Raw genomic sequence first — 25,115 nt, 5'->3', positions numbered from 1 at the left:
TACTGTGCATGGGGTTGTTTTCGACGTTTTTGTTTTGAGGCGGTGCCGCCTACGCCGCGTCCACGTCCTCGGGCGCCGGCCCTGCGACGAGCCCGTCGAGACCGACCATCAGCAGATCGGCGATGTGCATCAGCTGGTACAGCGGAATGTCCGCCAGGCCCTGCTCGGCCAGCGAGACGAAGGCCGGCGTGGCGCCGATGAGTTCGGCGAGCTGGCCTTGCGTGTAGCCGCGTTTTTCGCGCGCAGCCCTGAGGCGCGCACCGATCCCGAGCCGGTGGCGGGACTGCTCGTCCGCGGTCATCATCACGGCCTGCTCGTCCGCGCTCGCATAGCCGTCCGCGAATGCGCTGCCGATCAGCCGGCCCTTGCGCCAGGCGACGCGGCAGTCCTTGCGCAGTCCGCTGCTGAAGACCAGCGTGAACTGCTCGGCGACCCAGAGCGAGGCGTTGAGGCCAAGGCGCGCGCCGGTGCCCGAGACATCGCGGATCGTGCAGGGCGCGCTGATGATCTTGCCGGTGCCGTTGTCGAATTCGACAATGCCGGTGCGCAGCGTGTGATGTCTGACTGCGGCGCGATGCTCGCTCATGACCAGAACACTCCCTTCCGCCGCGACGTCGAACCGGCGCAGCCACAAATTCCGGACCTCGATACCGCAGAATTTTTCCCGAACTCCTAAATTTCCAGGGGTTCGACCAGGACTGAAAGCCATGGTAAAGGATTTGCTCCCAATCCATCTTTTCCGGCGGAAAGCGTGCGGCGCGCCCGTGACGGGCGACGAGGCAAACGATGACCGACGCGATGAAATGTCCGACCTGCAACTCCGAGCACGCATATCAGGATCGCGGCCTCTGGGTCTGCCCGGAATGCGGCCATGAATGGAGCGGCACGGCGGAGGCCGCCGCGGACGCCGCGCAGGAGGCCGGCGTGCGCGATGCCAACGGCAATGCGCTAACTGATGGCGACAGCGTCATCGTGATGAAGGATCTCAAGGTCAAGGGCTCCTCCTCCGTCGTCAAGGGCGGCACCAAGGTCCGCAACATCCGCCTGCAGGACGCGACCGACGGCCACAACATCGCCTGCAAGATCGACGGCATCGGCGCGATGAATTTGAAATCGGAGTTCGTAAGGAAGGCGTAAGCCGAGGCGGCCGCATGTCGCAATGTTCAGAAGTGGACATACGTTGCTGCGCCGGACCGCTACCCATGAGCCGACATCCGTACGAACAAGACTTGGGAGGCCGCTCTGCGAGGACCGCCAACAAGCGACGCGACCAAACCAAACCCGACCGATGACATGTTCGACAATCTGAGCGATCAGGCCGTCTTGCGATTGTACGAAAACATCCGGCATCAGGTTGCCGCCGACAAGGCGCTCGGAGGCAGGTATCGGCTGCTCGGCAAATCCGCCAGCGAGCGCGCCGAGCGGCTCGGGCGGGAGCTGACCGGCCGCGGCGTCAAGTTCACCACCATCGAATGGTAAGCGCCGTGCGGAGGCTTGCGGTCTATCGCTGCCTCTGCGCCAGATAGAATCCGCACAGCACCGTCACCAATCCCGCCGTCTGCAATAGTGTCGGCGGCTCGCCGAGCAGGAGCCAGCCGGTGAGCACCGTCAGCGCCGGCACGCAGGCGGGGACAACGGCGGCGCGGGCAACGCCGAGGCGTTGGACCGAGACGGCGAACAGATAAAGCGCAGCCGGGCCTGCAAGCACGCCCTGCGCCAGCGCCTGGATGGCGTTCTCACCGATACCGATCGCCGCGATCCGCGCGAGGCCGCCGGTCATGAGGTAGATCGGCAGCAGCAGCAGCGACAGCACGTTGATGACGAGCGCAGCCGACACGGCGGAGACACGCCAGTGGCGCACCAGCGCGCCGAAACCTGCGAACATCAATCCGGTCAGCACGAAGGTGAGATCGCCCAGCACGCCATCGACGCCGATATGACCGATCGATTCCGCGCCGATCACGCCGAGCCCGGCGACGATGACGAGGGCGCCAGCGATGCGCGACGCGGAGACATGCTCTTTCAGAAACAAGGCCGCGAGCAGCAGGCCGCCGAGCGTCGCGCAGGAGGGCTGGATCACGCTGCCATGGCCGAGCGGCACGAACAGAAAACCGGTGTAGGAGATCAGCGACATCACGGGGCCGCCGAGCACCATCAGCGCAAGGCCCCTGCCCCAGCCGATGCCGCAGAGATCGGAGATTCCGCCGCGTATCACCAGCGGCAGGAACGCGATGCCGGACCAGACATAGCGATGCACGAGCAGATCGACCGGCGTGAAGCCGACCTTGAGCCCGTGCCGCGTGCCGGCAAAGCCGAGCGCCCAGAACACCGCCGCGGCAAGGCCGCAGAGCACGCCGACAAGCGCCGGCGCCTGATCGTTCTTCCGAATGAGAGCGTCGGCGCCGCTCGTCCGCTGATCCATGGGACAAAGCGGTACGCCGACAGAGGCCATGGCTCAACCCATGTGCCTGCAAGGCTGGCACGCAAGCGAGAGACGCCAGCGCGCCTTCTCTCAGAAAAACCCGGGGCTGAGATCGAGCCCATAGGTCAGGCTCAGAACGAACACGAACAGCGCGGCGGCTGCGAACAAGGCGAGATGCTTGAGAATGAACGCGCGCGGCGAGACGCTTGCAACAACGGCTTTCTGTGCAACAGGCATGACTACTCCATTATGAAAATGATTCTTGGCTGCTCAATAAGCGGCGCCCGCATCAAGCGCCGCGATCTGCAAAGCAACTATTAAAGAGATCACACTCGCTTTGAACGGCCGTACACAACCGCACGTGATCATGACTCGCTGCGCCAAAAAAAAGACCGCGCTCCCGAAAGGGAACGCGGTCCAGGCAGGCTCGGAGAAAACGAGCCTGCATCACGTTGGCTTGATGTTGGCTTGTGGCGTCCCCAGATCAGCGGGCGCTGCCCGTCGTGACGTCAGCCGTCTTCACCTTGCGCGGCGACAGAACGCGGGTCTGGTGGACCGAAGCGACAGTAGTGGGCGCCGAGGCCTGCTGCTCGACATGCGCTGCACCGAGCACGCGCACCTGCATCGGGGAGACCGGAAAGCCGTTGACCTCATAAGTCGGCAGCTCGGCGGCGAAAGCCGCGGTGCTGCCCGCGATCGTCAGAATGGCGGCGGCGATCGACAGAGTCTTCTTGTTCATGGGTGATGCTCCTGATGGAAGGTTCGGAGCACATCTAAGCTCATTTTGCTGCGTTGCGACATGCGTTGCTGCATTGCAACAACGCGCCCGGTGCATAGCAATATGTTTAATGCGCACAAGGCTTTGGCCGAATCACCGCCGACTGCGACATGATACTTTTATGAGCGGCGGTCAGCCGCCGAGCACGTGTCCCCAGCCGTCGAAGACGTAGGTCTTCCAGATCACGGTTCCGTCCTGTCCCGGCTGGCTGGCACGCCTGAAATCGTCAGCCTGCTCAGCGGTCCACGTGATGATCGTATCGGAGAGCTGGTCGTGCAGGATGGCGGGCTCGGAAGGATCGAAGGCGTCCATGGGACGAAGCGACGAATGCGTCATGGCCGCCTAACGCGCCAGCCGGCCCAAGGTTGCGAAGCGCCGGGCGCCGCACCGTCGCCAGCGATTGCAGCTTTGCGACGAGGTTGGTGCCGAGGGCGTAGATGATCTCGATGATCGCGAGCGCGATGCCGGCTGCGATTAGGCCGTATTCGATCGCGGTAGCGCCGGATTCATCGGCAGCGAATTCGGCCCATTTGCATTTCAGTTTCATGTGCGTGTCCTTCCCAACTCTGCCGGAATCGCCGACACGGGAGACTTGCACAGCCACAATCCAAGATTGAGTAAATTCAGTCGCCTCAAGTTGATGACAATGAATGCCGCATTTGCGGGCCCTTTCGACTACGGCCCCCTGAAACCACAATGGAACCCGCGTTGCCCGCGCGCAACACCCGCTCGAAAAGCCCCATTTCGCCGAATTGCGCCATTGCGCCGCCACACCGTCCTCCGAACAATCGACGCGTAGCGTGCCTTTTCGTGCAAGACTGTTTGGTCAAGACTGTTCGGAGAAGACGCGGTTCGACAGAACCGTTTGGAGGCAGGGATCATGAATGATCGGCGGTCTCTTCTGGTGGCGGTCTCCTGCCCCTCGGCGGTTCTCGCTGGCTGGCTGGCGCTCTCTTTGTCCGCCTATGCCCCTGCCCTTATCGAGAACAGCGGCGCGAATGCTTCCGCCGTCTCGCGCGCGAAGGATCTCAGCCGGCTTGACCTCGCGGACATCCCGCACGCTGGGGCCATCGAGGACGGCGTCGCCCTGACCGCCGACATCGCGGCCGCCATCGCTGCGACACCGTCGATCGTAACCACTGAAACGGCAGCGCCCGAGGCGCCAGCTCCGGCCATCAAGCTCGCCTCGGCCGACCCGTTGCTGATCTTGCCGACCGAAGCGCCGCTCGTGCCGCAGATTTCAACTGAGCCGACTCCAGTCGCCAGCGAGGTGGCTCCGGCTCCCGCGCCGGAGCCCGTGATTAAGCTCGCCTCGGCCGATCCCACCGAGATCGTGACGACGGACGCACTGTCGCCCGCGACGATCGCGACCGGCCCTGCGCCTGCCGCGAGCAAGGCCTCGCCGTCTGCGGACACGACCGCGGTGCTCGACGAATGCTACGTCATCGAAGCCTGCATCGACCGTTATCTCTGGGCGCTCTACCAGCGCACGCCCAAGGAAGATTCCGTCAAGGTCGAGGATCGCCGCGCTGTCACCGTCAAGCGCAAGGGCAAGATGGTGACCGTGATGCGCAGCTTCACGAAACTGGTCGACGAGGACTTTGGCTGGAAGGATCCGAAGGCGGCCGACCGCGCCGGCATGTCGATGATGGACTACGTCATCGGCGGCATGGACAAGAGTTTCAAGAAAAAGCTGTTTCGCACGTTGCTCGCGGCTGAGGCTGCCGGGCTTTCGCCGGGCATCACCAGCGCGTTTCGGGACGACTATCGCCAGTCGATCGCGAGCGGCCTGAAGGCTGCCTCGGACCGATCCTATCACGGCGGCAGCACGCGCGGCGGCTACGGCCACGGCATGGCGGCCGACATCGTCAGCACCAAGGGCGACAACCGCGCGCAACGCTGGGTCTCGACCGAGGTGCTGTGGAAGTGGGTCGATGCCAATGGCAAGGCGCTCGGTATCGGCCGACCCTATCTCGGCCGCGATCCGCCGCATGTCGGCCCGGTCGACGGTTCGGAATATGTCTCGCGCCGAGGCACGTCGGACCGTAAGGAAGCCAGCGTCAAGCCGAGGAAGGCGCGGGCCGTGGCAAGCGCAAAGCCGCCAAAGGCGAAGGCACAGGCGACGCGCGAGCAGAAGGTTCCGGCAAAGCCGCAGAAATCAGCGCAATCGGCCGCGAAACGCGCGACCTGAGTATCACACCTTATCGTCCCGGCGTCGGCAGCGGCACGAGCTGCATCTCGACGGTGCCCGCCTCCTGTGTCCGCACCAGCACTGCAAAGATGGTTTCGACCGCGAGCCGTACCGCCGCCTCGGTCGCTGTGCCCTTGGCCAGATGCGCCGCGATCAGGCCCGTGAGAAGATCGCCGGTGCCTGAGGGGCGGATCGGCAGGCGCGGCGTCGCAAAGCGCGACAACTGACCGTCGGCGCACAGAATCGTTTCCACCTGCCCTTCCGCCGTATCAGTGAGCGTGCAACCGGTGGCGACCACGTCGATGTGGCCGGTCCCGGCCAGCGCTGCGCACGCCGCGCGCAGACCCTGCGCATCTGTGATGTCGAGGCCTGCGAGCAGCCCGAGCTCGAACTGGTTCGGCGTGGTCAGATTGGCGGCCGGCAGCAGCCGGTGCCGGACCACGTCCAGGATGCCGTCGGCGACGTAGACGCGGCCATCGTCACCGATCACGGGGTCGCAGAGATAGATCAGCTTTGGATTGCGTGTCAGCGCCCGCTCGACGAAATCGGCAATGACAGCGGCATTGCCGGACGAACCGAGATAGCCGGTGACGAGGACCGCGGCCTGGTCGACGAGATGGCGCTCCTCGACGCCTCTCAGCAGGTCTGCAACGAGCTCGGTCTCCAGCACCCGCCCGCGCAGGGTCGGATAGCGCGGATGGTTCGACAGCAACGTGGTCGGCACCGCCGCGACATTCACACCTTCCGCCTGCATGGCATAGGCGGCGGCGCTGTTGCCGACATGGCCGTGGACCACCTGGCTTTGAATGGAGATGACGAGCATGAAGGAGGTCCGTAGGAGTAATCGTCAAGCGGGCAAGGGTCGCCCAGATCACGAAAAATCATATCCAAGCCCCGGCCGCAGCGCTTGCATCTTCCGCGCCAGCCGCCGATGCCCGCTCTCCTCCGACCGCGCCAGCCGGCCGGCGACCGCGACGTGATCCGCATCGCTCTTGTGCTGGTTGAGCTTGGCCTGCCCCTCGACGGTATCCACCACGAGATCGATGACGCGAATGGTGGCTAACATGGTCTCGCGCTTGTCCGGCTCCATCTGCGCCAGGTCCCAGGGCGCCTTCGGCAGCCGCGCTTCGGCGACCGCGAGTAGCGCATCGCCGTGCCCGCGGTTCTCGTCGAGCCCGCGCACATGCGCCACGCCCGACAGGTGCACGGCCTCGTACAGCCAGGTCGAGACGTTGTCGCGCGAAGAATACCAGTCGTTGGAGATGTAGGCGTCATCGCCGGCAACGATCAGCAGAAAGCGCCGCACGCCATCCGCGAGCGGAACGAGCGGATTCCTGGCGGTGAAATGGATCTGGACGATCGCGCGCCCCTCACGTTGCTCCAGCACGAAGGGCACATGCGAGGCGCGCGGACCGCGCTCATCCGCAGCGACGATCATGCCGAAGCCGCGCTGGGTTGCGAATTCCAGCGCTTGCTGCTCCTCGATGCGGAATTGGGGGCGGAGGACATGCATGGCGGGGCGCTCGTTAGCGGGCTGGAGGACAAATCGAGGCTAACTCATGATCCAGTCAGATCAGAAGCGATATTGGCCCGCAAACGCAGATGTCAGGAATGATCTCGCCGCCGCGCAAGCTCATCGATATAGGCGCAGAACATGTCGGCCATTGCGTCGGCACGACGCGCGATCTCCGCCTCGTTGCGCGGTGTCTCCGAGAACTGCTTGCCGACCTCGCTCAGCGTCGTCTTGATCAGCTCGCCGGCAAGCTCCCGCGTCGCATCCGGCGCCTTGGGCAGGGCCTCCCGCATGAAGGCCGCGACGATGCCTTTACCGGCGGCCCGCGCGTCGTGTGCTTCGGGCGCATCGCGATAGAGCGGCGCGGCGTCGCTGAGCGCCGTGCGGATTGCAGCCTCCTCGCACTCGGAGCGAATGAAGGCGTGGACCAGCGCGCGCAGCCGCACCAGTGGCGGCTTCGCCCGGTCCGCCAGGATGCCGCGCAGGAGCTCGCTCGTGCACCGCCACTCGTCGCTCTGGAGGCGGAACAGGATCGCCGCCTTGTTCGGAAAATATTGATAGAGCGACCCGACGCTCACCCCGGCTCGCTCGGCCACCCGCGCCGTCGTGAAGCGCTGCGCCCCCTCCTTTGCCAGGACCTGAACAGCCGCGTCCAGAATGGCCGCCACCAGCTCGTTCGAGCGGGCCTGCTGCGGCTGTTTTCGTGAGGAAACTGAACGGCTTCGGCGATCGGCCATGGGGCCCTCGGGCAATGCGAATAGCGAATGCGACGAATTAGTCGTATTTCAATTCTCACGCAAGCACTCGCCTCTCGGCGACATCTGGAGAGTACACATGACCACCCCGACCATCACATCACTTGCGCCACTGCTCGATCGTCTGTTCGACCAGGACGAAGCCGCGCGCGGCGCGATGCGAGCCGCCTTCGCCGATGTGACCGACGCCGACCGCGCACGGATGATGCGGAGCAAGACCGCTTACCGCGACCTTTACGGGCGGCTGAAGGACGCACCGCTCGCGGTCTCCCGCGAGACCGGTCACCTGCTCTACATGCTCGCACGCAGCTGCCGCGCCAAAGCGATTGTCGAGTTCGGCACCTCGTTCGGCATCTCGACCCTGCACCTTGCCGCGGGCTTGCGCGACAATGGCGGCGGCCGCCTCATCACCAGCGAATTCGAACCGTCCAAGGCGGCCCGGGCGCGCGAGAACCTCGCGGCCGGCGGGCTGCTGGATCTCGTCGAAATCCGCGAAGGCGACGCGCTGAAGACGCTTCAAGTCGATCTGCCTGATACGATCGATCTCGTGCTACTCGACGGCGCCAAGGCGCTCTACCCCGATGTCCTGGATCTGGTCGAAGGCCATCTCCGGCCAGGCGCGATCATCGTCGCCGACAACGCCGACGACAGCCCTGACTATCTGGCGCGCATGCGGATGCCCGGAAGCGGCTACATGTCCACGGCCTTTGCCGAGGACGTCGAACTCTCCGTGCGGATCAACTAACGCCACGACCAATGAGCCGCCGCGCGAACCATCGCGCGGCGGTTTCGTGCGGCGCTCCTCCGTGTCGCAGGCTCGTCACTGACACGTGATAGCTGGACCCCGGCAAACGTCATATTCCCCGTACCGTGCGGTATCTTTCTTTGCACAATACGCCTGAGCCCGTGATGACTTACGCCTTCAATGCCTACGCAGCGCTTGCCCTCGCTATCGTCCTCGAGGTCACGGCGTCCGCCTTCCTCCAGCAATCCGTGCAGTTCACGCGGCTGTGGCCGACGCTGGGGATGGTGCTGTTCTATGTCGCCTCGTTCTACGCGCTGTCGGTCGCGATCCGGGTCATCCCCCTGAGCATCGCCTATGCGATCTGGGGCGGGGTCGGCATCATCCTGACTGCAACGATCTCCTTCGTGCTGTTTCGCCAGATGCTCGACGCTGCGGCCTTCGTCGGCATCGCGCTGATCGTGTCCGGAGTGGTGGTCATCAACCTGTTCTCGGCGACCACGGTGCATTGATGCCGGCAAGCACGGTGTTCACCGGCAAGGCCTTCGGCTTCGCGACGCCCTGCCGGCAGCCGACCCACGCCTACTGGCTTTGCGACGGCTTGGGCGCACGCGGCCCGGATCGCTTCGCGCCAGGCTTGGCCGCAGCTCGCGGCGGCGCCGTGTCGACCGATTCCAGATAGGCGGCAAGCGCCTTGGCTGTGTCCGAACTGGTTGCGTAATGGTCCTTCAGAAAACAGGACAGCGTCAGGTTGAAGCGCCCCTTGGCAAGACCGCGCGGGCTGCGATGGCAGGTCGCGCACCCATCGGCGAAAAGCTTTTGCGGCGACTTGCCGGCATCGAGATTTTGCGCCACGGCAACCGTCGCCGTCAGAACGGCGGCCGCCGCAAGAGTCATCGTTGGAAGAGTCATAGGGGGCGCGATCACGCCACGCCCCAATCGAAATGGCGAAATCAATGTCTTGCCCAGCCCCGTCTTGCGGTCAGGCCGCCAATAGCTGATCGAACTCGGGTGGCGCGTAGGCCTTGCCGTCCTGGTCGGTGATAACGACCTTCCACCCCTCGCTTGCCCAAACCTTTGCCTTCGCCACGATGAGCAAACGGCTCTCGCGGGCAAAACTGCACTTCTCATTGTCGCGTTCTGCGATCATCTTGTAGGCCAATGCGCATCCCCTTAGCGTTGCCTGCACCCGCTCTCGTCGTGGCAGCGGGCTTTGGCGGCAATTCGCCGGGAGCGTGGCAATTTGGTGCCATCCGCGGCAGCATTGTGCCTGGTTCCGATTGCGAAAGGAGCTTTTCGTGCGCCGCATCATGAATGCGATCCTGCTTGTCGTGGGGTGCCTTGGTGCGGGCCTGCTTGGCGCGGCGCCCACAGCGGCTCAGACCTACGATCCGCGCCATCCCGTCTGCATCGAGATCTACACCATCGACGGCCGCAGCATCGATTGCAGCTTTGCGACGATCGCGCAGTGCGCCGCGACCGCTTCCGGGCAATCCGCCCAGTGCTACGCCAATCCCTATGCCACGCAGAGCCGGCAGCTGAGCCCGGTTCCGTCGCCGCCGCGACGAAGCCGATAGCATCAGGTCTGCGCTCCGATCAGTGGACGCGAATGATGTGGGGGCGGCCAAGATCGATCAGCCCCTGCACCGCGGAGAGGCGGTCGTCGAGGGCTGCGATGGTCAGCAACAGATTGTTGCGGCGTTCGTCGAGAAGGCCCATCTCGGCGCCGGAGAGTTTGGTGCTCGATCGCTCCTTGTGAATCACCTCGAGAGATTGGCGCAATCCGGCAATCAGGCCGGACAGCTGCTTGGCTTCCTTGGTCATCGACCTCTTCGCGACATTATGGCGGCGCGTCTCCGCCTGGTTCTGTCTCATCGTCGTCATCCTCCCGTGCCCCGCTGCCCCGAGTGGAATGCTTACAGCTTTGAGTAGACATATTACGATCGATGAAATCTTCCCGCGAAGAAACTTCTTAAATTGTATGGGCAAGGAACCCGCTCGGGCCTCAGCAGAAAGCCCGGCGCGAGGGCCGGGCTTTCGTTGGCAAAGCTAGTGCTTCTGGTGCCCGCCACCGGGACCGCCGGCCGGCGCACCGCCGCCGTGCGGCGCGGCGTTGATGTGAGGAGCGCCGCCACCGCCATGAGGCATCGCAGGCGCAGCCGTGCGCGGCGCCGGCATTTGGGCATGAGCGTTCATCGGCGAGCCGTGGCTCACATTAGGCTGGGCCACATGCGGCATCGCGGGCCGGCTTGCGGGAGCTGCTGAGACACGCGGCGCCTCATGCGGGCGCGCCGTCGGCTGCGCATGCAGGGCCGCGCGGTGTGCGGCCTGCTCGTGCATGATGCGGGCCTGTGCATCGTGCGGATTGCGGCCCTGAAGATTGGTCCGCTCATGCGCGATGCGGTCGCTTCGTCCCGCACGGCTCCGGTCCGTCGCAGTCGCACTCTCGTGCCTGGCCATCGCGGCGTCGTGCCGTGAAGTTATGGCATCACGACCGGAGACCGCGGCCGCGCCCTTGACACTTTCCTTCGCATTTTCCCTGGCATTCGCACTGTTGCGCCCGAGTGCGACCGCCGCATCGCGCGTTGCCGCGCGGCCCATGCGAGCCGCGCGCGGATCGATCGTCATCCGCGTCGCTTCGCGCTGATGCGAGGTCCAGTAGCTATTCCAGTGGGCATGCCGCCGATACCAGGGCCGCCCCTCATAATAGCTCGACCAGTACGAGGTCAGCACGAAGGGGACGATCGGCACGTCGATCTCGTCGACATAGTCGGGGAGATAGACGTAATGATTGCGGTAGAGATATTCGAGATATTGCGACGACACCCAGCCACGGTCATCCGAGAAGCTCACGTCGCACCAGGCTTTGCCGCGCAGGCAACCATGGATATCGACGCGGGCGCCCTCGGGGATGCGATCGACCAGCGGAAAGCCCGAACCCGGCCCGGCGCGCAGGCCGGTCGAGACGGTGACCATACCCGGAGCGGCCAGCGCGGCCGTCGGGGCGAGCAGCAATGCGGCTAACAACATGCTTCGGAATTTCATGGCGTAGTCCTCCTCTTTCGAGTCGGAACGCGCAAGCGGAACAGGCGTTCCGCGAACGAAGGTCTCATCCGTCGAAAGATCGAGACGAATGCCGCGCGCGGTTCAATATTCATTCGCCGTTCATCGACATCGCGCGCACGCGCGAGTGTGTGCGCCGCCGTCCCGTCAGTTCACTTGCTGCATAAAACCGTCGAAGTACGCAGCAAGCGCAGCAAAATGATCGAGCGGCAGCACGGTCGCGACATACTGATCCGGCCTCACCACGACCACGCAGCCGGCCTTACGATCGATACCGCGCATCGCGAAAACGGCTTGGCCATTCTTGAGGTCCGGACAGAACATTTTCTCGTAGTCGATCAGGCCGTACCGGCCCTTGCGCGGAAGCAACAGCGCGGGCATCGCCTCGACGGCGAGCTCGCGATGATCCTGCTGGAAGACCGCCCGCAGGTCGATCACGCTGTCGATGTCGGCGGCCACGGGCGTGTAACGCCGGACCGGCGACTCCCGCGCCTCGGAGAGAAAATTGCACAAGGCGCGTATAGCCGAGCCGGCTGTTGCCGGATCCTCAGCGCCGGAGAAAGCGTAGATGCGAAAGCGGCCATCCGCGGACGCTGCGTGACCGAGATGCACCGGCTTGGCATCCGCAAGCCGGATCACGGGTGCGGAATGAAAGCGCGTGCCGATGACGAGGCCTTGCGCGAGCTGCTGGTGGGACGTCGCTCCGGTCAGAACCGACGGGCGGTAATGCGTCGCCGTGCCCGCGGTGTAGCGACCGTGCCTGACGAAATAGTCCTGCGTCCTGGCGGCATCGGCGCCGCCGGCCTTGGCGGCGGACGCAAGAATCCCAGCCCATTCGCGGTCGAAATCGATCAGCTCTTTCGCAACGGCCTGGCGCTCGGCCGAATAGGAATGCAGCAGGCTTGGCGCAGACTGCTTCCGCAAAACGGCAGCGAGCTTCCAGCCGAGATTGAAGGCGTCTTGCATCGAGACGTTCATGCCCTGCCCCGCCTTCGGGCTGTGGGTGTGGCAGGCATCGCCGGCGATGAAGATCCGCGGCAGACGCTTAGCGATCTCGATCCCCGGCACGTCGTCGAACTTGTCGGTCAGTCGCTGGCCGATCTCGTAGACCGACCACCACGCGATCTCCTTCACATCCAGCGTGTGCGGCTTGAGGATCCGCTGCGCCTTCGCGATCACGTCATCGGCGGTGATGTTGCGATTGGCGACGCGCTCGCCGATGTCGAGCTTGGCGAGCTCGACATAGAGGCGGACCATGTAACCGCCCTCGCGCGGAATGATCAGCAGGCTGCCGTCCTTCGCCGACTGGATCAGGGCCTTGAAGCGGATGTCCGGAAAATCGGTCACCGCCAGCACGTCCATCACGCCCCAGGCATGATTGGCGGAATCGCCGAGCAACTCGCGGCCGATCGATTTGCGCACTGTACTGCGGGCGCCGTCGCAGCCGACGACGTAGCGCGCCTTGATCGTCTCTATCTTGCCCTCGTTCCCGGCATCGAGCCGTTCGAGCCGCGCCGTCACGGCATGGTCGGCGGGACCCGCGGCCGGATCGACCTGAAGGTCGAGCAGGCGCCGGCTGTAATGGGGCTCGAGGCTGGCGGGCGCTTTGCGCATGACGTCGAGAAAACCGTCATGAATGCGCGCCTGGTTGAGAATGACGTGCGGGAATTCCGACAAGCCGTCCTCGACGTCCTGCACCCGGCCGCTGCGGACGATATGTTCTGGCAGCCGCTCGTCCGGCTTCCAGAATGTCGTCTCGTTCACCCAACAGGCTTCCTTGAGGACGCGCTCGCTGAATCCGAAGGCGTGGAACATCTCCATGGTGCGGCATGCGATGCCGTCCGCCTGCCCGACCAGCAAGCGGTCCGGCTTCTGCTCGACGATGCAGGTCTTGATGTCATCAAACTGCGCAAGCTGGGCCGCAAGCGTCAGGCCCGCAGGACCACAGCCGACGATGAGGACATCGACCTCTTCAGGCACGGCGCCCGTTGCGCCAGAAGGCTGAATGCGCGCGGCGGGATCTGCGATTTCAGGGTCACCCGGCTGAAATCCATTGAGATGGAATTGCATGAGCACCTCTCCCGCCGATGTTCTGTTTGGATATTGCTCAGTATGCTGACTATCAGTATACTTGTCAACGATCCCGGCCGTCCTACCCCAACGGAGAAATTCAGTGAAAGACAACAACGACATGCCCGGACATCTGGCGCGCCGTTTCCAGCAGATCGCGGTCGCGGTGTTTCTGGCCGAGGTCGAGGATGCCGGCTTCGACCTCACGCCGGTGCAATACGCCGCGCTCGCGACCATCAAGGCTAATCCGGGGCTCGACCAGGTGACGCTCGCAGGATTGATTGCCTACGACCGCACCACCATCACCGGCGTGATCGACCGCCTCGTGCAGAAGGGGCTCGCGGAGCGCCGCGCCTCGCGCCGCGACCGTCGTGCCCGCGAGCTCGAGATCACCGACGAAGGCCGCCGCACCCTGCGCAAGATCACGCCGGCCGTCGAATCCGCGCAACGCATCATGTTGCGTGGCCTCAGCGCGAAGGAAAGTGAGGATCTGATGCGGCTGTTGCACAAGGCCATTGCCGCCGGTAACGAGCTCAGCCGCGCCCCGTTGCGCGAGGTGCAGGCATAGAGCGTTTTCGAGCGAAGGGGCACCGCTTCGCGTCAAGAAAACGCGCCACGACAGAAGGCCCCCGTAATTCTACCCCTCATTGTCGCAGTATCGCGAAACCAGGAACTAACCTTCGGCTGTTACGGTCGGCGGCATTCGGCGTTTAACGCGCGATTAACTTTGCCGGTCTGGAGTTTCGGATGTTCAGGTTCCTCATTGCGGCGGCGGCGATCGCGCTCTCGGCCGCTCCGGCGCTCGCGAATGGCCATGGCGGCGGCGATGCCCCTCCCCCGCCGAAGCCCGCGACCTCACCGGCGAAAGTGATCCTGACCAAGCAGGGCCCGACGCTCGTCGACCTCAACGGCATGACGCTCTACTATTACGAGCGCGATACCACCGGCAAGACGTCGAACTGCAACGGCAAATGCGTCGAGAGCTGGATTCCGCTCTCCGCAACAGCCGATGCCAAGGCGATCGGCGATTTCACCGTGATCAACCGCAACGACGGCAGCAAGATGTGGGCATATCGCTATCGTCCGCTCTACACCTCGCCGGCCGACAAGGCGCCGGGCGAGGCCAACGGCAATGCCACGACGCTGCAATGGCGCATCGCCCGTCCCGAGAACTAGGGCGACCTCACCCGCGCCAGCTGGGCCGCGCCTCGACCTGCGCGTTCTGTCCGGGCGGCAGCACCACGACCATTGAATTGAGCTTCACGCGGTCATAGAGATCGATCACATCCTCGTTGCGCATCCGGATGCATCCGGACGAGATCGCCTGCCCGATATATTCCGGCTGGTTGGTGCCGTGGATGCGGTAGAGCGTGTCCTTGTTGCCGGCATACAGATAGATGCCCCGCGCGCCGAGCGGATTGGCGGGACCGCCGGGCACGCGCGCCGGATAGGGTCCGAGCCGCGCCTGGATGTCCGCCGTCGGAACCCAGTCCGGCCATTCCGCCAGACGACCGACCCGCGCGACCCCGGAGAACGCCATGGCTTCCTCGCCGACCGCAACGCCGTAGCGGATCGCCTTGCCTTCGGGCAGCACGAAATAGAGATAGCGCGCGTCGGTATCGACCAGGATCGTGCCCGGCTGCTCCTTGCGCGGATAATCGACGATATGACGGAGATATTGCTCGGGCACGTTCGCCTGCGCGTACGGCGTATGCGCCAGCAACTGCCGGTCGCGCGGCGTCATGCTCGCATCTGTCGATGGCGAAAGCGTTGTCTGCATGCAGCCGCCCAACGGAAGCATGGCAAGGACGAATAGAACAAATAAGGATCTTGGCACCGCCGGCCCCGATAGCGATAGCAGCACCCCCAGCAACACCAGATGCTGCCAAAATCGTGCTGAAAACAAGGCATTGCGGAACAATTGCGCGTGTTTGATCAACCGGGTTCCATCACCACAAACGGCGCAAGAGCGTCGCACAGTCTCCATCCCCTCGCCTTGCTTTGGTCAAACCCGGCTGGACTCGTGCGTCATGTGCTTGGGCCTCGGGGAATTGGATGGGCTCACCTCACGGATCTGCTCGCGCGAATGCGGACGGCCAACACTTCAACTACTCAACAACTGGGCTTCAAAACACCCAGGCTTCAAAGGAGCTGCGATGCTCGCGACGCTGAACTCTCGGCAAATCGTCGATGAGATCGTGAAGGACACGGTCACGAACAACGACCCGCACGACGCCGTGCAGATTTCGCCTGACGTTGTGCTGGCCTCGCGCCCTCTCAGCGTCGCGCCCGCGCTCGCGCCTGAGATTACGGCCCGTCCGGAGCCCAAGATAGATCCGGCGTTCACGCTGAAGTCCAGAACGAATCCGGAGCCGAAGTTCAGTCCCCTCGTGGAGCCGCAGGCGGCAGCGCCCTCGGTCGACACCGCCGTGCGCGTCGCGGCCAGTGATGGTCTCAGCCGGCAGAAGCGCTCCTCAGCCGGCAAATGGCTGCGCGGCGCGTTCGTCACGATGCTGTTTGCGGGCGGAAGCGCGGCCGCCACTGTCGCCTGGGAGAAACATGGCGACACCGCAAGACAGATGCTCGCCGAATGGACCCCGGCATTGTCGTCGCTGCTGCCGTCGACCTCGCACACGGCACCGGTCGCCGCCGCACAAGCCGCGGCGCCTGCGGACCAGGCTGCAACGGATCAAGCCGCAACGGATCAAGCAACCGATCAATCTGCGGCTCCGCCCGCAACCCAGCTTGCAGCAGCGGTGCCCGCGGCAGCACAATCCGATCCTGTACAATCGGTGCAGTCGATGACGCGCGATCTCGCCGCGATGGCGCAACAGATCGAGCAGCTCAAGGCCAACATCGCCGAGTTGAAGGCCGGGCAGGAGCAGATGGCACGCGAGATGGCGAAGCCACCCGCGCCGAAGCCGGTGGCCGATGCCAAGCCGCGCATCGATCCGCGCGCGCAAATGTCTGCGCTGCCGCCGCGACCCGCGGCGCCGCCGGTTCGCAAGCCCAAGCCGGTCGTGTCGCACACCTACATGCCGGCTTATTCGCCCGCGCCGCTCGCTCCGCCGCCGCCTTCGCAGGCTGCCGCAGTCCCACCGCCAGCTGCCATGACGACGCAAGCCGTTGCCGACGACGACGGACCTGTCGTACGACCGCCAATGCCGCTGCGCTGAACGATCGTCACGCGATGACACGAAAGCGTCGCGCGAGCGATGCTGTCCGAGTCGATATGATGCGTTGACTCCGGATGACTACGGGACGCGGCGCTTCGATCGTTCTCGATCAAGAGAAAAGGCCGTCGGGATTTATGCCGGCGGCCTTCTCTTGCAGCTGCCGGTTCCCGGAGCCCGGTTCTGCTGCAATTCCATGCCTCATGATCACGCCGACATATTTAATAAAATCTTAACACGCTTGAATGCTGCACATCATTTCTGCGCCATAAGCACAGAGATTGCGCGCGCCGTTCATTCGATAAACATCGACTCAGTGGTACCATCGGTCATGTGTTGAAACGTCCACCTGAAGCTCAATTCGTCACACCGGGGAATTCGGATGCCCTACTATTCCTTCGATCTCGTGGTTGGTGAAGAGTTCAAGAACCAGGGCGGCATCATCCTCGAAGACATCGAGGTCGCCTCCGACCGCGCCGTTCAACTGGCCACCGAGCTGTCGCAGGTGAAGCCCGAGCTGCAAAGCAAGGGTTGCGCTGTGCGCGTCACCGACCGCGATCACAAAGAGGTCTATCGTACGCCGCTCGATCCCGTGCCGGCCTGGCGGCGCTAGGTCGCCGACCGGCTTCGCAGCCGCACGCTATCCCCATTGCGGAGCGGCGCGGCAGCCGCTAGCCTTCCCGAAAATTCGGGGAGGTACCAAGGATGCGCACTGGTTTTCTGATGACGGCCCTGTTGCTGCTGGCGGCGCCGGCCCAAGCGGCCGACCATCCACGTTCGACCTATGTCACTTTGGTCTTGCAGGCCTTCGCCGCCAAGGTCGAATGTCCCGGCACGGATGTCGTCTACCAGGATCTGGTGCAGAAGGCGGAGCAGATGCAGCTGCCCGAAGGCACCACCGAGAAGGTCCGCAAGGCAATCGCGTGGATGCACACCGGCGGCAAATTGGGCGAGAAGCAGGACGACGATCTGATGGCCGAGGTCGCGGTGGCCACCCAGGCGACCGACCTCAACCAACGCCGCCTCGGCATGCCCAGCTGGTGCGAGGCCCAGAAGACCAACCTCGCCGGCCTGATCCGCAGCAAGGGCGGCTAGCGTTGTCGCGGGGCGTTAAGCACGCCGCGCCGGAACTTTTGCTTCGGCCAATAATCGTCACAATCCTCGCCAGCATGCGGCTCTCTTCGAATCTCGAACAGGGGAGCCCCATGCGGATCAACCATGTCATTCTCGCCGTGGCGTTTGCCGTCGCCACGATCCTGACTGCGCCCGTGCTGGCAAAGAATTCCGACGCCCAGAAGGGTGAGGACAAATCGACCTCGTCGTCATCGTGCAGCGCTTATCAGCAGGCGCCGGACGGCTCGTGGGAGCCGCTGCCCTGCAAGGAAACGGGCGAGCGCTCCCAGCCGCAGACGCAGCATCGTACGTCGCCGCAAGGCGCCGACCGCGGGGAGCGTTGAACGCGCGGGAGTGTCAGCTCTGGTGCGGACCGCGAATGATCTTCATCGCGTCGGCGAGGTGACGCCACTCTTTGGCTTCATCGGCCTCGCCGCGGCCCTCGCAAGCCCTGGCCTGTTCCGCGGCCTTCGCGATCGCCGCAAAACCGTGCTGTTCCAACATCTGGCGCGCGACGGTGTGGACCTGGACCTCGGTCATCATGGGCGTTCTCCCGTTTGACGAAACCGCGGTGCATCGCGCCGCCGCGGGTTGTTCACAACGATTGAGCCCCGGACCTCGTTCCGTAGCGTTCACTCGACGCGCAAAAGGCGGCCCGCTATACCCAGCGGACCGCCTTCTCACCCACCCCAAATTCGAAGCGTCGCGGCCGAAATCCTACCCGGCCGCCGCGCGCTTGCGCTCGAAATCGTTGGGCACCTCGATATCGACCTCGAGGGTCGAGACCTCGTCGCCGCGATCGAGCCGGACGATGACCTTGGTCGGGTCCAGCGTGACGTGCCTGGAGACGACCGCGAGAATTTCCTCACGCAGCACACCGAGCAGATCGGGCTGGCCGCGCAGTCCGCGTTCATGGGCAAGCAGGATCTGCAACCGTTCGCGCGCGACGGGTGCAGAGGCCTTGTTGCCGCGGAGAAGCCGAAGCAAACCCATGCTCATGCGGCCCTCCTTCGCAGCAGGCGGTCCATGAAGCCCTTGCGCTCGGTCGGCACCTGCATCGGCACGGTGTCGCCGCACAGCCGCCGCGCCGCGTCGATATAGGCCCGCGCCGGAGCACCTTCCGCGTTCGACAGCGTCACCGGCGTGCCGACATTGGAGGCGCGCAGCACGTCCTGGCTCTCCGGGATGATGCCGAGCAAGGGCGTTGCGAGGATCTCGAGGATGTCCTCGATGGTTAGCATCTCGCCGCGCGCGGCGCGCGAGGGATCATAGCGGGTGATGAGAATGTGCTTCTCGACCCGCTCGCCCTTCTCGGCCCGCACCGTCTTGGAATCGAGCATGCCGATGATGCGATCGGAATCGCGCACCGAGGAGACTTCCGGATTGGTGACGATCACGGCCTCGTCGGCAAAGCGCATCGCCATGGAGGCGCCGCGCTCGATGCCGGCAGGGCTGTCGCAGATCACCCAGTCGAAACGGCTGCGCAGATCGTCGATGACCTTGCCCACGCCCTCTTCGGTCAGCGCGTCCTTGTCGCGGGTTTGCGAGGCCGGCAGCAGCCAGAGGTTCTCCAGCCGCTTGTCCTTGATAAGGGCCTGCGGCAGCTTTGCGACGCCCTGCACCACGTTGATGAGGTCGAACACGACGCGGCGTTCGGCCCCCATCACGAGGTCGAGGTTGCGCAAGCCGACGTCGAAATCGACGACCACGACCTTTTCGCCGCGTTGCGCGAGCGCAGCTCCCAGCGCGGCGGTCGTCGTGGTCTTGCCGACGCCCCCCTTGCCTGACGTCACGACCAGTACCTTGGCCATCTCTCAAATCTCCTTCTGGTCAGTTCAGCGCAGTAATTCGCATGGTGTTGCCCTGGAGCCAGGCCTGAGCCGGCTTGCCGCGCAGGGCCGCGTCGATATCGTCGGCGGTCTGGTAAAAACCATCGATTGCAAGCAGTTCGGCCTCGATCTTCTGACAATAGATGCGTGCGCTCGTGTGACCGTTCACGCCTGCCATGGCACGGCCGCGCAGCGCGCCGTAGATGTGAATGGAGCCGCCGGCAACGACCTCGGCGCCGGAGCCCACAGAACCCAAAATGGTGACGTCGCCTTCGGGGAAGATCACGGTCTGGCCGGAGCGCACGGGGCTTTCGAGCAGCAGCGAAGTCGGCTTGGTCTCGACCTTTGCCTCAACCTTCTTGGGTGCACTCGGCTCGACCACGCAGCTCCGCCCGCCTGACAGCAGCGGCGGCATCATGGGGGTCAGCCGGCCCTCCTCCACGCCCTCGATCCCGAGCACGCGGATGTTGCGGTCCTGAAGGCTGGTGAGCAGATGGCCGATGCCGGACTGGCTGAGATCGACCGAGGACAGGTCGATCACCACGGGGCGGCCGGCGAAGAAGCCCGGCGAGCGCGCGATGGTGGTGTCGATCTCCTGCAGCCAGTCCTGGATGGGAACCGTCGGCACGAACACGAAGGCCACATAGGAGCGCCCGCGCAGGCGAACCATTTGGCGTTGAGGTTTTACTGCAGCCTCCATAGCGGCCGACTCGTTCCCTGTTATTGAATGGTTAACGATGCCGCCGATATGGTTAATGGCTGGTTAATTTCTCCGTGCGGTTACGTGAGTGGTGGGCTCGGCTGGGCGTTGGGGCAAATGTGCTCGCCCAGCACAGAGCTGTCATCGCCCGCGAAGGCGGGCGATCCAGTACTCCGAGACGGTAGTGGGCAATCGACAGGCGGCGGCGTACTGGATGCCCCGCCTGCGCGGGGCATGACAGCGACATGCGGGGCGAGCGCTTGCCCCCCCTACTTCTTCACCTTGCTCGCATCCATTTTGATGGTCGGATCGAGCATCTTGGTCGTGAACGCCGTCGTGACGTCGAACGGCTTCTCCATCCCGAGATAGGTCTGGACCAGATCGTAGTCCTTCTTCATCCGCTCGCCGTCGATCCAGCCGAGCGCCTTCGTCGTCGTGAATTCGTCCGTCATCAGAAACTTGATGCGCTCCCACTGGCGCTCCTGGTTCTCCTTGTCGAGACCGGAGACCTGGTCGAGCAGCGCCTTCAGGCAGGGCGCGGCGTCGGCAACGCAAGTCGCGAAGGCCTTTTGCGTGACGCGGACGAACTCCTCGACCAGCTTCGGGTTCTTCTGCAGATAGCCGCCGTTGACGATCAGCGAATTGCCGTAAGGATTGAGCCCGATGTCCTTCCAGTTGACGTAGCCGAGATCGGCTCCGAACTCGATCACCTTCAAATCGTGCTCGTTGTAGAAGTCGCTGATGATGTCGACGGTATGGCTCTTCAGCGCGGCGATCTTCGCCGTCGGTCCGACATTGACGAAGCCGACGGAGTCGGGCGCAAGCCCTGCAGCCTTGGCGAAGGCCGGCCACATCACGCGCGAGGCGTCTCCGGGCGGATTGCCGATCTTGTGGCCGGCAAAATCCTTCACCCCGTCCACGCCGTAGCTCTTCAGCCAGTAGAAGGTCTGGCCGGTGTTGGCGTAGACGCTCATCACGGCAACGGCGTCAGCCCCCTTGCTCTTCGCCACCAGCATGGTGGCGAGATCAGCGACGCCGAAGGGCGAGCCCCCAGAGCCGACCTTGGCGGCGGAGACGCCGGAGCCCTTGCCGACCTCGATGGTCAGATCGATGCCCGCCTTCTCGTACCAGCCTTGCGCCTTGGCGTAATAATACGGCGAGTGATCGGCCGTCGGTGCCCAGTTCAGGATCAGGTTGACCGCCTCGCCCGCGGTCGCCGGCACGACTGGTAATCCGAGCATCAGGGCCACAGCCAGGGCCGAGCCCGCCGCCTGCAAACGCTTCATCGCATCTCTCCTCGTTGCCCGCGACCGGCTTGTCGCTCTCCCCCTGTGAGGATACCAATGCAACAAGGCCGCCCTCAACTTGTCAACTGTTTGGTTGGAAATGCCCGCAAAACGTTCAGGCGACACCGTGCCGCAGCGGCGCGACCCGGTCGCCACCCGCAAGAAGCTGCTCACCGCGGCGCGCGAGGAGTTCGCCCGGCACGGCTTTGCCGGTGCCCGCGTCGACGAGATCGCGGAGCGCGCCGGCGTCAACAAGCAACTCGTCTACCATTATTTCGGCGACAAGGACGCGCTCTATCTTGCCGTGCTCGAATGGGTTTACGCCGATATCCGCGAGCAGGAGCGCCAGCTCAATCTCGAAGGCCTGCCGCCGGAAAAGGCGATCCGGAAACTGATCGAGGCCTCGTTCGATTACCTCGCGGCCAACCCCGATTTCATCGTGCTTCTGAACGACGAGAACCGCGGCGGCGCCCGCCACGTCCGTGGCTCGACGCGGCTGGAGGCGATGCATTCGCCGCTGGTGAAGAGCGTGTCCCACATCCTCCACGAGGGCGTCCGCGCCGGCATGTTCCGCAAGGGGATCGACCCGATCCAGCTCTATATCTCCATCGCGGGCCTCAGCTATTTCTATCTCTCGAACACGCCGACGCTATCGGCGATCTTCGGCAAGGACCTGTCGAGCCGGGCCGCGCGCCGTGCCCGCCGCCGGCACGTCGCAGATCTCGTGCTGCATTCGCTCCGTCCGTAATCAACCAACTGGTTGAAACTTCCCTCAAGGACGGTTAGGCTTGAGACCAGGCAGCAAGGTGGCCGGCAGCAACAGGGAGCAACCGGTGACAGGAGACGGCGCCCGCAATACGCGCAGCTTTGCGATCGTCCTGATCGTGCACCTCGCCGTGCTCGTGCTCTGGCAGGTCCTGGTCGATGCCTTCCACGTGCCGAAGTTCATCCTGCCCTCGCCGCTCGCGACAATCCAGACGCTGGGAACCGCGAGTTACGCCTGGGGCGCCAATACGCTGGTGACGGCGATCGAGATCCTCGGCGGCTTTGCGCTCGGCGCATTTGTCGGCGTGGCGCTGGCCGTCATCTTCAGCTGGGCGCCGCTGATCAGCCTCGTGCTGCTGCCGCTGTTCGTGACGCTGAACATGATCCCGAAGGTCGCGCTCGGCCCGCTCCTCATCGTCTGGTTCTCCTACGGCATCGTGCCGAACATCCTGATCGCCTTCAGCATCTGTTTCTTTCCGATCCTGCTCACCACCGCGCGGGGCTTGCGCGAGGTCGAGCCGGATCTGCTCGACCTGGTCAAATCGCTGCGCGGCTCGCGCTGGACCCTGTTCCGCAAGATCCAGCTGCCGGGATCGCTGCCTTACATCTTCTCCGGCATGAAGGTCGGCGCCATCCTCGCGGTGGCCGGCGCCATCGTCGGCGAGTTCATCGCCTCCGAGCGCGGGCTCGGCTACCTCATGATCCAGGTGCAGTCGTCGCTCGACACGCCCGCGATGGTGATGGCTGTCGTGCTGCTGACGCTGCTCGGCGTCGCGCTTTACGGCTTCGTGCTCGTCCTCGAACGCATGTTCGTGGTCGGTGACGCAACACCGACTTGAACGGCAAAGCCAAGACCAAGGACCACAACCATGCTCCTCACCCGCCAGACACTGCCGAAGACCATCCCTGATATCGCTGCGCTCGACGATCTGCTGTGCCAGCCGACGCAGGCATTGATCGAGGACCTCGCCAGGGTTGATGGCGACATCATGATCCTCGGCGTCGCCGGCAAGATGGGGCCGACGCTGGCGGGGCTTGCCAAAGCCGCAGCGCCCGATCGGCGCATCATCGGCGTCGCCCGCTTCAGCGACGCCGGCGTCAAGGACTGGCTGCACGCGCGTGGCGTCGAGACCATCAATTGCGATTTGATGGACGAGACCGCGATTGAGGCGCTGCCGAAGGCGCCCAACATCGTCTTCATGGCCGGCCGCAAATTCGGCGCGGAGGGCGACCTCTCGCTGACCTGGGCGATGAATGCGCACGTGCCGGCACTGGTCGCGCAGGCCTTCCCGTCATCGCGGATCGTGGCGTTCTCGACCGGCTGCATCTATCCCTTCGTCCTCGTGGACGGCAAAGGCGCAACCGAGGACATGGCGCCCAATCCGCCCGGCGAATACGCCCAGTCCTGCGTCGGCCGCGAGCGCATGTTCGAGCATTTTTCGCGCAAGTTCGGAATGCCCGGGCGGCTGTTCCGCCTCAACTACGCGATCGACATGCGCTATGGCGTGCTCCACGACATCGCATCGAAAGTGCTCACGGGCTCGCCGATCGACGTCAGCATCGGCCATGTCAATTTCATCTGGCAGGGCGATGCCTCGTCCCAGGCGCTGCGCTGCCTCGCGCATTGCACGACGCCGACCTCGCCGATCAATGTCAGCGGCCACGAGATCTTGGCCGTGCGCGACCTCGCAGCACGATTCGGCGCCAGGTTCGGCCGCGCGCCGGTGCTGACAGGAAACGAACAGCCGACGGCGTGGCTGACGGACACGTCCAAGGCCGTCGAGCTGTTCGGCCTGCCGGTCGTCGACACCGAGCAGCTGATCGCCTGGACCGCAGATTGGGTGTCCCGCGCCATGCCGAGCCTTGGCAAGCCCACCAAATACGAGGTGCGCGATGGACGCTACTGACGAGCTGGCCATCATCAAGCTCGGCGTCGACGATGCGATCGCCGGGCTCGTGCTGTCGACGGAAGCACACTGGAACCAGACCGAGGAGGACTGGCGCATCTTCCTGCACGATGGAATCGTGTTCGGCATTCGCGACGGCAGACGGCTGGTGGCAACCGCGGCCCTGCTGCCCTACTCCGGCAAAAACGCTTGGATCAGCATGGTGCTGGTATCAGGCACCCATCGCCGCCGCGGCCTTGCAACGCGCCTCGTCGATGCCTGCCTGGAAACCGCCCGCAGGAACGGCCTGACGAGCTGGCTCGACGCAACACCCGACGGTGCTGCCGTCTACGGACCGCTCGGGTTCACGCCGACGCTGCAATTGCGCCGTCTCAAGCTGGTGAAATCCGCGTTCGCGTCCGCGCAGCCACCTTCATCCGCGACGCTCGACGCGCTCCGCATGCGTGACCGGCAGGCCACGGGCCTCGATCGAACCGCCCTGCTCTCCAACTTCGCTCAGCGTCCCGGCTCACGCATCGTCTCCGCGAACGGCGCCATCGCGCTGGTTCGCGACGGACGCACCGCGCGCCATATCGGCCCGCTGTTTGCCGACGACACGGCAGCCGCGCTGACCCTGGTCGAGGCCATCGCGCGATCGGAGACCGGGCCGCTGCTCCTCGATGCCGTCGCGTCGCAAGCCGCGTTCCCTGACGGATTGACCGCATCGGGCTGGAGCATCGAACGGCCATTCCAGCGCATGCGGTTCGGCCCCGCCACTGCCGCGGGGGAAGACATGCCATTCGCCGTCGCCGGCCCTGAATTTGGATAG

The 25,115-nt window shown here is 64.5% G+C and carries 35 protein-coding genes and 1 pseudogene; 16 read left to right on the top strand and 20 right to left on the bottom strand.

The features are described 5' to 3' along the window. Nucleotides 1-49: 49 nt before the first annotated feature. Nucleotides 50-586, bottom strand: coding sequence for a helix-turn-helix domain-containing protein (locus IVB48_RS39515; protein ID WP_027569794.1), 537 nt, complete (start codon nucleotides 584-586; stop codon nucleotides 50-52). Between the two features lie 200 nt (nucleotides 587-786). Between IVB48_RS39515 and IVB48_RS39510 the strand changes: the two genes are divergently transcribed. Continuing rightward, entirely contained in the window at nucleotides 787-1,137 is a 351-nt protein-coding gene (locus tag IVB48_RS39510) for a zinc ribbon domain-containing protein YjdM (RefSeq protein WP_027569793.1), read from the top strand. 156 nt (nucleotides 1,138-1,293) lie between these two features. Beyond that, nucleotides 1,294-1,479 carry a hypothetical protein gene (locus tag IVB48_RS39505; protein WP_247408571.1) on the top strand — a complete coding sequence of 62 codons (186 nt, stop codon included), beginning with the start codon at nucleotides 1,294-1,296 and terminating at the stop codon, nucleotides 1,477-1,479. A gap of 22 nt (nucleotides 1,480-1,501) precedes the next feature. Here IVB48_RS39505 and IVB48_RS39500 read toward each other — a convergent pair whose 3' ends face one another. The 5 genes and pseudogenes from IVB48_RS39500 to IVB48_RS39480 form a co-directional block, all read right to left on the bottom strand. Further along, on the bottom strand, nucleotides 1,502-2,422 hold the full coding sequence (locus IVB48_RS39500; RefSeq protein ID WP_247408569.1) for a DMT family transporter: 921 nt from the start codon (nucleotides 2,420-2,422) through the stop codon (nucleotides 1,502-1,504). Between the two features lie 90 nt (nucleotides 2,423-2,512). Next, entirely contained in the window at nucleotides 2,513-2,659 is a 147-nt protein-coding gene (locus tag IVB48_RS39495) for a hypothetical protein (protein WP_018454523.1), read from the bottom strand. A gap of 247 nt (nucleotides 2,660-2,906) precedes the next feature. Beyond that, the gene (locus tag IVB48_RS39490) at nucleotides 2,907-3,161 is read right to left on the bottom strand and encodes a hypothetical protein (protein ID WP_027569791.1); all 255 of its coding nucleotides are present in this window, start codon (nucleotides 3,159-3,161) and stop codon (nucleotides 2,907-2,909) included. Between the two features lie 171 nt (nucleotides 3,162-3,332). Beyond that, nucleotides 3,333-3,536 (bottom strand): hypothetical protein, encoded by a 204-nt coding sequence (locus IVB48_RS39485; protein WP_027569790.1) that lies wholly within the window; start codon nucleotides 3,534-3,536, stop codon nucleotides 3,333-3,335. Nucleotides 3,537-3,579: 43 nt separating this feature from the next. Next, nucleotides 3,580-3,747: pseudogene (locus IVB48_RS39480) on the bottom strand (Flp family type IVb pilin); the annotation flags it as partial. 333 nt (nucleotides 3,748-4,080) lie between these two features. On the opposite strand from IVB48_RS39480, the gene IVB48_RS39475 reads away from it, so the two are divergent. Then, the gene (locus IVB48_RS39475) at nucleotides 4,081-5,391 is read left to right on the top strand and encodes a hypothetical protein (RefSeq protein WP_247408566.1); all 1,311 of its coding nucleotides are present in this window, start codon (nucleotides 4,081-4,083) and stop codon (nucleotides 5,389-5,391) included. 10 nt (nucleotides 5,392-5,401) lie between these two features. Here IVB48_RS39475 and pdxY read toward each other — a convergent pair whose 3' ends face one another. The 3 genes from pdxY to IVB48_RS39460 form a co-directional block, all read right to left on the bottom strand. Then, the gene (gene pdxY, locus IVB48_RS39470; RefSeq protein WP_247408564.1) at nucleotides 5,402-6,214 is read right to left on the bottom strand and encodes a pyridoxal kinase; all 813 of its coding nucleotides are present in this window, start codon (nucleotides 6,212-6,214) and stop codon (nucleotides 5,402-5,404) included. A gap of 48 nt (nucleotides 6,215-6,262) precedes the next feature. Then, nucleotides 6,263-6,904, bottom strand: a complete 642-nt coding sequence (locus IVB48_RS39465) for an FMN-binding negative transcriptional regulator (protein ID WP_027569786.1) — start codon at nucleotides 6,902-6,904, stop codon at nucleotides 6,263-6,265. A 92-nt stretch (nucleotides 6,905-6,996) separates the two neighbouring features. After that, on the bottom strand, nucleotides 6,997-7,641 hold the full coding sequence (locus IVB48_RS39460; protein ID WP_247408562.1) for a TetR family transcriptional regulator: 645 nt from the start codon (nucleotides 7,639-7,641) through the stop codon (nucleotides 6,997-6,999). A gap of 97 nt (nucleotides 7,642-7,738) precedes the next feature. Here IVB48_RS39460 and IVB48_RS39455 point away from each other — a divergent pair, with 97 nt between their 5' ends. Continuing rightward, entirely contained in the window at nucleotides 7,739-8,404 is a 666-nt protein-coding gene (locus IVB48_RS39455) for a class I SAM-dependent methyltransferase (RefSeq protein WP_247408560.1), read from the top strand. A gap of 164 nt (nucleotides 8,405-8,568) precedes the next feature. Next, entirely contained in the window at nucleotides 8,569-8,913 is a 345-nt protein-coding gene (locus tag IVB48_RS39450) for a multidrug efflux SMR transporter (RefSeq protein WP_247408558.1), read from the top strand. 70 nt (nucleotides 8,914-8,983) lie between these two features. Here IVB48_RS39450 and IVB48_RS39445 read toward each other — a convergent pair whose 3' ends face one another. Together IVB48_RS39445 and IVB48_RS39440 are read right to left on the bottom strand one after the other, a co-directional pair. Next, on the bottom strand, nucleotides 8,984-9,298 hold the full coding sequence (locus tag IVB48_RS39445; RefSeq protein ID WP_247408556.1) for a hypothetical protein: 315 nt from the start codon (nucleotides 9,296-9,298) through the stop codon (nucleotides 8,984-8,986). Nucleotides 9,299-9,383: 85 nt separating this feature from the next. After that, nucleotides 9,384-9,590: a hypothetical protein gene (locus IVB48_RS39440; RefSeq protein ID WP_027569781.1), complete on the bottom strand. Its 207-nt coding sequence runs from the start codon at nucleotides 9,588-9,590 to the stop codon at nucleotides 9,384-9,386. Between the two features lie 109 nt (nucleotides 9,591-9,699). On the opposite strand from IVB48_RS39440, the gene IVB48_RS39435 reads away from it, so the two are divergent. Continuing rightward, on the top strand, nucleotides 9,700-9,978 hold the full coding sequence (locus IVB48_RS39435) for a DUF3551 domain-containing protein (protein WP_027569780.1): 279 nt from the start codon (nucleotides 9,700-9,702) through the stop codon (nucleotides 9,976-9,978). A 19-nt stretch (nucleotides 9,979-9,997) separates the two neighbouring features. Here the strand turns inward: IVB48_RS39435 and IVB48_RS39430 are convergent, their stop codons facing one another. The 3 genes from IVB48_RS39430 to IVB48_RS39420 all read right to left on the bottom strand — a co-directional run bounded on the left by IVB48_RS39430 (nucleotide 9,998) and on the right by IVB48_RS39420 (nucleotide 13,534). Continuing rightward, nucleotides 9,998-10,276 carry a hypothetical protein gene (locus tag IVB48_RS39430; protein WP_027517641.1) on the bottom strand — a complete coding sequence of 93 codons (279 nt, stop codon included), beginning with the start codon at nucleotides 10,274-10,276 and terminating at the stop codon, nucleotides 9,998-10,000. 174 nt (nucleotides 10,277-10,450) lie between these two features. Then, on the bottom strand, nucleotides 10,451-11,446 hold the full coding sequence (locus IVB48_RS39425; protein WP_247408554.1) for an SH3 domain-containing protein: 996 nt from the start codon (nucleotides 11,444-11,446) through the stop codon (nucleotides 10,451-10,453). Between the two features lie 165 nt (nucleotides 11,447-11,611). Continuing rightward, a complete protein-coding gene (locus tag IVB48_RS39420) occupies nucleotides 11,612-13,534 on the bottom strand; it encodes an FAD-binding monooxygenase (RefSeq protein ID WP_247408552.1) in 1,923 nt (640 codons plus the stop codon). A 103-nt stretch (nucleotides 13,535-13,637) separates the two neighbouring features. Here IVB48_RS39420 and IVB48_RS39415 point away from each other — a divergent pair, with 103 nt between their 5' ends. Then, on the top strand, nucleotides 13,638-14,102 hold the full coding sequence (locus tag IVB48_RS39415; protein WP_247408550.1) for a MarR family winged helix-turn-helix transcriptional regulator: 465 nt from the start codon (nucleotides 13,638-13,640) through the stop codon (nucleotides 14,100-14,102). A 179-nt stretch (nucleotides 14,103-14,281) separates the two neighbouring features. Further along, nucleotides 14,282-14,710 (top strand): hypothetical protein, encoded by a 429-nt coding sequence (locus IVB48_RS39410; RefSeq protein WP_247286284.1) that lies wholly within the window; start codon nucleotides 14,282-14,284, stop codon nucleotides 14,708-14,710. Nucleotides 14,711-14,717: 7 nt separating this feature from the next. On the opposite strand, the gene IVB48_RS39405 is transcribed toward IVB48_RS39410, so the two are convergent. Beyond that, the gene (locus IVB48_RS39405; protein ID WP_063628391.1) at nucleotides 14,718-15,335 is read right to left on the bottom strand and encodes a L,D-transpeptidase; all 618 of its coding nucleotides are present in this window, start codon (nucleotides 15,333-15,335) and stop codon (nucleotides 14,718-14,720) included. Between the two features lie 355 nt (nucleotides 15,336-15,690). Here IVB48_RS39405 and IVB48_RS39400 point away from each other — a divergent pair, with 355 nt between their 5' ends. The 4 genes from IVB48_RS39400 to IVB48_RS39385 all read left to right on the top strand — a co-directional run bounded on the left by IVB48_RS39400 (nucleotide 15,691) and on the right by IVB48_RS39385 (nucleotide 18,164). Continuing rightward, nucleotides 15,691-16,710: a hypothetical protein gene (locus IVB48_RS39400; RefSeq protein WP_247408548.1), complete on the top strand. Its 1,020-nt coding sequence runs from the start codon at nucleotides 15,691-15,693 to the stop codon at nucleotides 16,708-16,710. A gap of 379 nt (nucleotides 16,711-17,089) precedes the next feature. Continuing rightward, nucleotides 17,090-17,320: a hypothetical protein gene (locus IVB48_RS39395; RefSeq protein WP_007591727.1), complete on the top strand. Its 231-nt coding sequence runs from the start codon at nucleotides 17,090-17,092 to the stop codon at nucleotides 17,318-17,320. Nucleotides 17,321-17,412: 92 nt separating this feature from the next. Continuing rightward, the gene (locus IVB48_RS39390) at nucleotides 17,413-17,802 is read left to right on the top strand and encodes a hypothetical protein (protein WP_027517634.1); all 390 of its coding nucleotides are present in this window, start codon (nucleotides 17,413-17,415) and stop codon (nucleotides 17,800-17,802) included. A 110-nt stretch (nucleotides 17,803-17,912) separates the two neighbouring features. Then, the gene (locus IVB48_RS39385) at nucleotides 17,913-18,164 is read left to right on the top strand and encodes a hypothetical protein (RefSeq protein WP_247408546.1); all 252 of its coding nucleotides are present in this window, start codon (nucleotides 17,913-17,915) and stop codon (nucleotides 18,162-18,164) included. Between the two features lie 13 nt (nucleotides 18,165-18,177). Here IVB48_RS39385 and IVB48_RS39380 read toward each other — a convergent pair whose 3' ends face one another. The 5 genes from IVB48_RS39380 to IVB48_RS39360 all read right to left on the bottom strand — a co-directional run bounded on the left by IVB48_RS39380 (nucleotide 18,178) and on the right by IVB48_RS39360 (nucleotide 21,635). Next, nucleotides 18,178-18,363, bottom strand: a complete 186-nt coding sequence (locus tag IVB48_RS39380) for a hypothetical protein (RefSeq protein ID WP_027517632.1) — start codon at nucleotides 18,361-18,363, stop codon at nucleotides 18,178-18,180. Between the two features lie 174 nt (nucleotides 18,364-18,537). After that, nucleotides 18,538-18,819, bottom strand: a complete 282-nt coding sequence (gene minE / locus IVB48_RS39375) for a cell division topological specificity factor MinE (RefSeq protein WP_007591739.1) — start codon at nucleotides 18,817-18,819, stop codon at nucleotides 18,538-18,540. Further along, nucleotides 18,816-19,631 carry a septum site-determining protein MinD gene (gene minD, locus IVB48_RS39370; RefSeq protein WP_007591740.1) on the bottom strand — a complete coding sequence of 272 codons (816 nt, stop codon included), beginning with the start codon at nucleotides 19,629-19,631 and terminating at the stop codon, nucleotides 18,816-18,818. Before minD ends, minE begins: the two co-directional genes overlap by 4 nt. Nucleotides 19,632-19,650: 19 nt before the next feature. Beyond that, nucleotides 19,651-20,349, bottom strand: coding sequence for a septum site-determining protein MinC (gene minC, locus IVB48_RS39365; RefSeq protein ID WP_027569772.1), 699 nt, complete (start codon nucleotides 20,347-20,349; stop codon nucleotides 19,651-19,653). Nucleotides 20,350-20,618: 269 nt separating this feature from the next. Further along, nucleotides 20,619-21,635 carry an ABC transporter substrate-binding protein gene (locus IVB48_RS39360; RefSeq protein ID WP_247408544.1) on the bottom strand — a complete coding sequence of 339 codons (1,017 nt, stop codon included), beginning with the start codon at nucleotides 21,633-21,635 and terminating at the stop codon, nucleotides 20,619-20,621. Nucleotides 21,636-21,735: 100 nt separating this feature from the next. Here IVB48_RS39360 and IVB48_RS39355 point away from each other — a divergent pair, with 100 nt between their 5' ends. From IVB48_RS39355 to IVB48_RS39340, 4 genes are all read left to right on the top strand, one after another. Continuing rightward, complete coding sequence (locus tag IVB48_RS39355; protein ID WP_007609554.1) at nucleotides 21,736-22,383, top strand: TetR/AcrR family transcriptional regulator; 648 nt, start codon at nucleotides 21,736-21,738, stop codon at nucleotides 22,381-22,383. A gap of 85 nt (nucleotides 22,384-22,468) precedes the next feature. Beyond that, nucleotides 22,469-23,239, top strand: coding sequence for an ABC transporter permease (locus IVB48_RS39350; RefSeq protein ID WP_007609553.1), 771 nt, complete (start codon nucleotides 22,469-22,471; stop codon nucleotides 23,237-23,239). Between the two features lie 30 nt (nucleotides 23,240-23,269). Then, nucleotides 23,270-24,307: an NAD(P)-dependent oxidoreductase gene (locus IVB48_RS39345; protein ID WP_247408542.1), complete on the top strand. Its 1,038-nt coding sequence runs from the start codon at nucleotides 23,270-23,272 to the stop codon at nucleotides 24,305-24,307. Continuing rightward, nucleotides 24,294-25,115, top strand: a complete 822-nt coding sequence (locus tag IVB48_RS39340) for a GNAT family N-acetyltransferase (protein WP_247408540.1) — start codon at nucleotides 24,294-24,296, stop codon at nucleotides 25,113-25,115. Before IVB48_RS39345 ends, IVB48_RS39340 begins: the two co-directional genes overlap by 14 nt.

Source organism: Bradyrhizobium sp. 76 (assembly GCF_023073025.1).
Taxonomy (GTDB): domain Bacteria; phylum Pseudomonadota; class Alphaproteobacteria; order Rhizobiales; family Xanthobacteraceae; genus Bradyrhizobium.
Note: the sequence above shows the minus strand (reverse complement) of the source record. Positions and strands in the feature narration are given on the sequence as shown.

Excerpts from the sequence above, each read along its gene's own strand:
- IVB48_RS39515 (WP_027569794.1), bottom strand. The coding sequence starts at position 586 with ATGAGCGAGCATCGCGCCGCAGTCAGACATCACACGCTGCGCACCGGC.
- IVB48_RS39510 (WP_027569793.1), top strand. The coding sequence starts at position 787 with ATGACCGACGCGATGAAATGTCCGACCTGCAACTCCGAGCACGCATAT.
- IVB48_RS39505 (WP_247408571.1), top strand. The coding sequence starts at position 1,294 with ATGTTCGACAATCTGAGCGATCAGGCCGTCTTGCGATTGTACGAAAAC.
- IVB48_RS39500 (WP_247408569.1), bottom strand. The coding sequence starts at position 2,422 with ATGGATCAGCGGACGAGCGGCGCCGACGCTCTCATTCGGAAGAACGAT.
- IVB48_RS39495 (WP_018454523.1), bottom strand. The coding sequence starts at position 2,659 with ATGCCTGTTGCACAGAAAGCCGTTGTTGCAAGCGTCTCGCCGCGCGCG.
- IVB48_RS39490 (WP_027569791.1), bottom strand. The coding sequence starts at position 3,161 with ATGAACAAGAAGACTCTGTCGATCGCCGCCGCCATTCTGACGATCGCG.
- IVB48_RS39485 (WP_027569790.1), bottom strand. The coding sequence starts at position 3,536 with ATGACGCATTCGTCGCTTCGTCCCATGGACGCCTTCGATCCTTCCGAG.
- IVB48_RS39475 (WP_247408566.1), top strand. The coding sequence starts at position 4,081 with ATGAATGATCGGCGGTCTCTTCTGGTGGCGGTCTCCTGCCCCTCGGCG.
- pdxY (WP_247408564.1), bottom strand. The coding sequence starts at position 6,214 with ATGCTCGTCATCTCCATTCAAAGCCAGGTGGTCCACGGCCATGTCGGC.
- IVB48_RS39465 (WP_027569786.1), bottom strand. The coding sequence starts at position 6,904 with ATGCATGTCCTCCGCCCCCAATTCCGCATCGAGGAGCAGCAAGCGCTG.
- IVB48_RS39460 (WP_247408562.1), bottom strand. The coding sequence starts at position 7,641 with ATGGCCGATCGCCGAAGCCGTTCAGTTTCCTCACGAAAACAGCCGCAG.
- IVB48_RS39455 (WP_247408560.1), top strand. The coding sequence starts at position 7,739 with ATGACCACCCCGACCATCACATCACTTGCGCCACTGCTCGATCGTCTG.
- IVB48_RS39450 (WP_247408558.1), top strand. The coding sequence starts at position 8,569 with ATGACTTACGCCTTCAATGCCTACGCAGCGCTTGCCCTCGCTATCGTC.
- IVB48_RS39445 (WP_247408556.1), bottom strand. The coding sequence starts at position 9,298 with ATGACTCTTGCGGCGGCCGCCGTTCTGACGGCGACGGTTGCCGTGGCG.
- IVB48_RS39430 (WP_027517641.1), bottom strand. The coding sequence starts at position 10,276 with ATGAGACAGAACCAGGCGGAGACGCGCCGCCATAATGTCGCGAAGAGG.
- IVB48_RS39425 (WP_247408554.1), bottom strand. The coding sequence starts at position 11,446 with ATGAAATTCCGAAGCATGTTGTTAGCCGCATTGCTGCTCGCCCCGACG.
- IVB48_RS39420 (WP_247408552.1), bottom strand. The coding sequence starts at position 13,534 with ATGCAATTCCATCTCAATGGATTTCAGCCGGGTGACCCTGAAATCGCA.
- IVB48_RS39410 (WP_247286284.1), top strand. The coding sequence starts at position 14,282 with ATGTTCAGGTTCCTCATTGCGGCGGCGGCGATCGCGCTCTCGGCCGCT.
- IVB48_RS39405 (WP_063628391.1), bottom strand. The coding sequence starts at position 15,335 with ATGCTTCCGTTGGGCGGCTGCATGCAGACAACGCTTTCGCCATCGACA.
- IVB48_RS39400 (WP_247408548.1), top strand. The coding sequence starts at position 15,691 with ATGCTCGCGACGCTGAACTCTCGGCAAATCGTCGATGAGATCGTGAAG.
- IVB48_RS39395 (WP_007591727.1), top strand. The coding sequence starts at position 17,090 with ATGCCCTACTATTCCTTCGATCTCGTGGTTGGTGAAGAGTTCAAGAAC.
- IVB48_RS39390 (WP_027517634.1), top strand. The coding sequence starts at position 17,413 with ATGCGCACTGGTTTTCTGATGACGGCCCTGTTGCTGCTGGCGGCGCCG.
- IVB48_RS39385 (WP_247408546.1), top strand. The coding sequence starts at position 17,913 with ATGCGGATCAACCATGTCATTCTCGCCGTGGCGTTTGCCGTCGCCACG.
- IVB48_RS39380 (WP_027517632.1), bottom strand. The coding sequence starts at position 18,363 with ATGATGACCGAGGTCCAGGTCCACACCGTCGCGCGCCAGATGTTGGAA.
- minE (WP_007591739.1), bottom strand. The coding sequence starts at position 18,819 with ATGAGCATGGGTTTGCTTCGGCTTCTCCGCGGCAACAAGGCCTCTGCA.
- minD (WP_007591740.1), bottom strand. The coding sequence starts at position 19,631 with ATGGCCAAGGTACTGGTCGTGACGTCAGGCAAGGGGGGCGTCGGCAAG.
- minC (WP_027569772.1), bottom strand. The coding sequence starts at position 20,349 with ATGGAGGCTGCAGTAAAACCTCAACGCCAAATGGTTCGCCTGCGCGGG.
- IVB48_RS39360 (WP_247408544.1), bottom strand. The coding sequence starts at position 21,635 with ATGAAGCGTTTGCAGGCGGCGGGCTCGGCCCTGGCTGTGGCCCTGATG.
- IVB48_RS39355 (WP_007609554.1), top strand. The coding sequence starts at position 21,736 with ATGCCCGCAAAACGTTCAGGCGACACCGTGCCGCAGCGGCGCGACCCG.
- IVB48_RS39345 (WP_247408542.1), top strand. The coding sequence starts at position 23,270 with ATGCTCCTCACCCGCCAGACACTGCCGAAGACCATCCCTGATATCGCT.
- IVB48_RS39340 (WP_247408540.1), top strand. The coding sequence starts at position 24,294 with ATGGACGCTACTGACGAGCTGGCCATCATCAAGCTCGGCGTCGACGAT.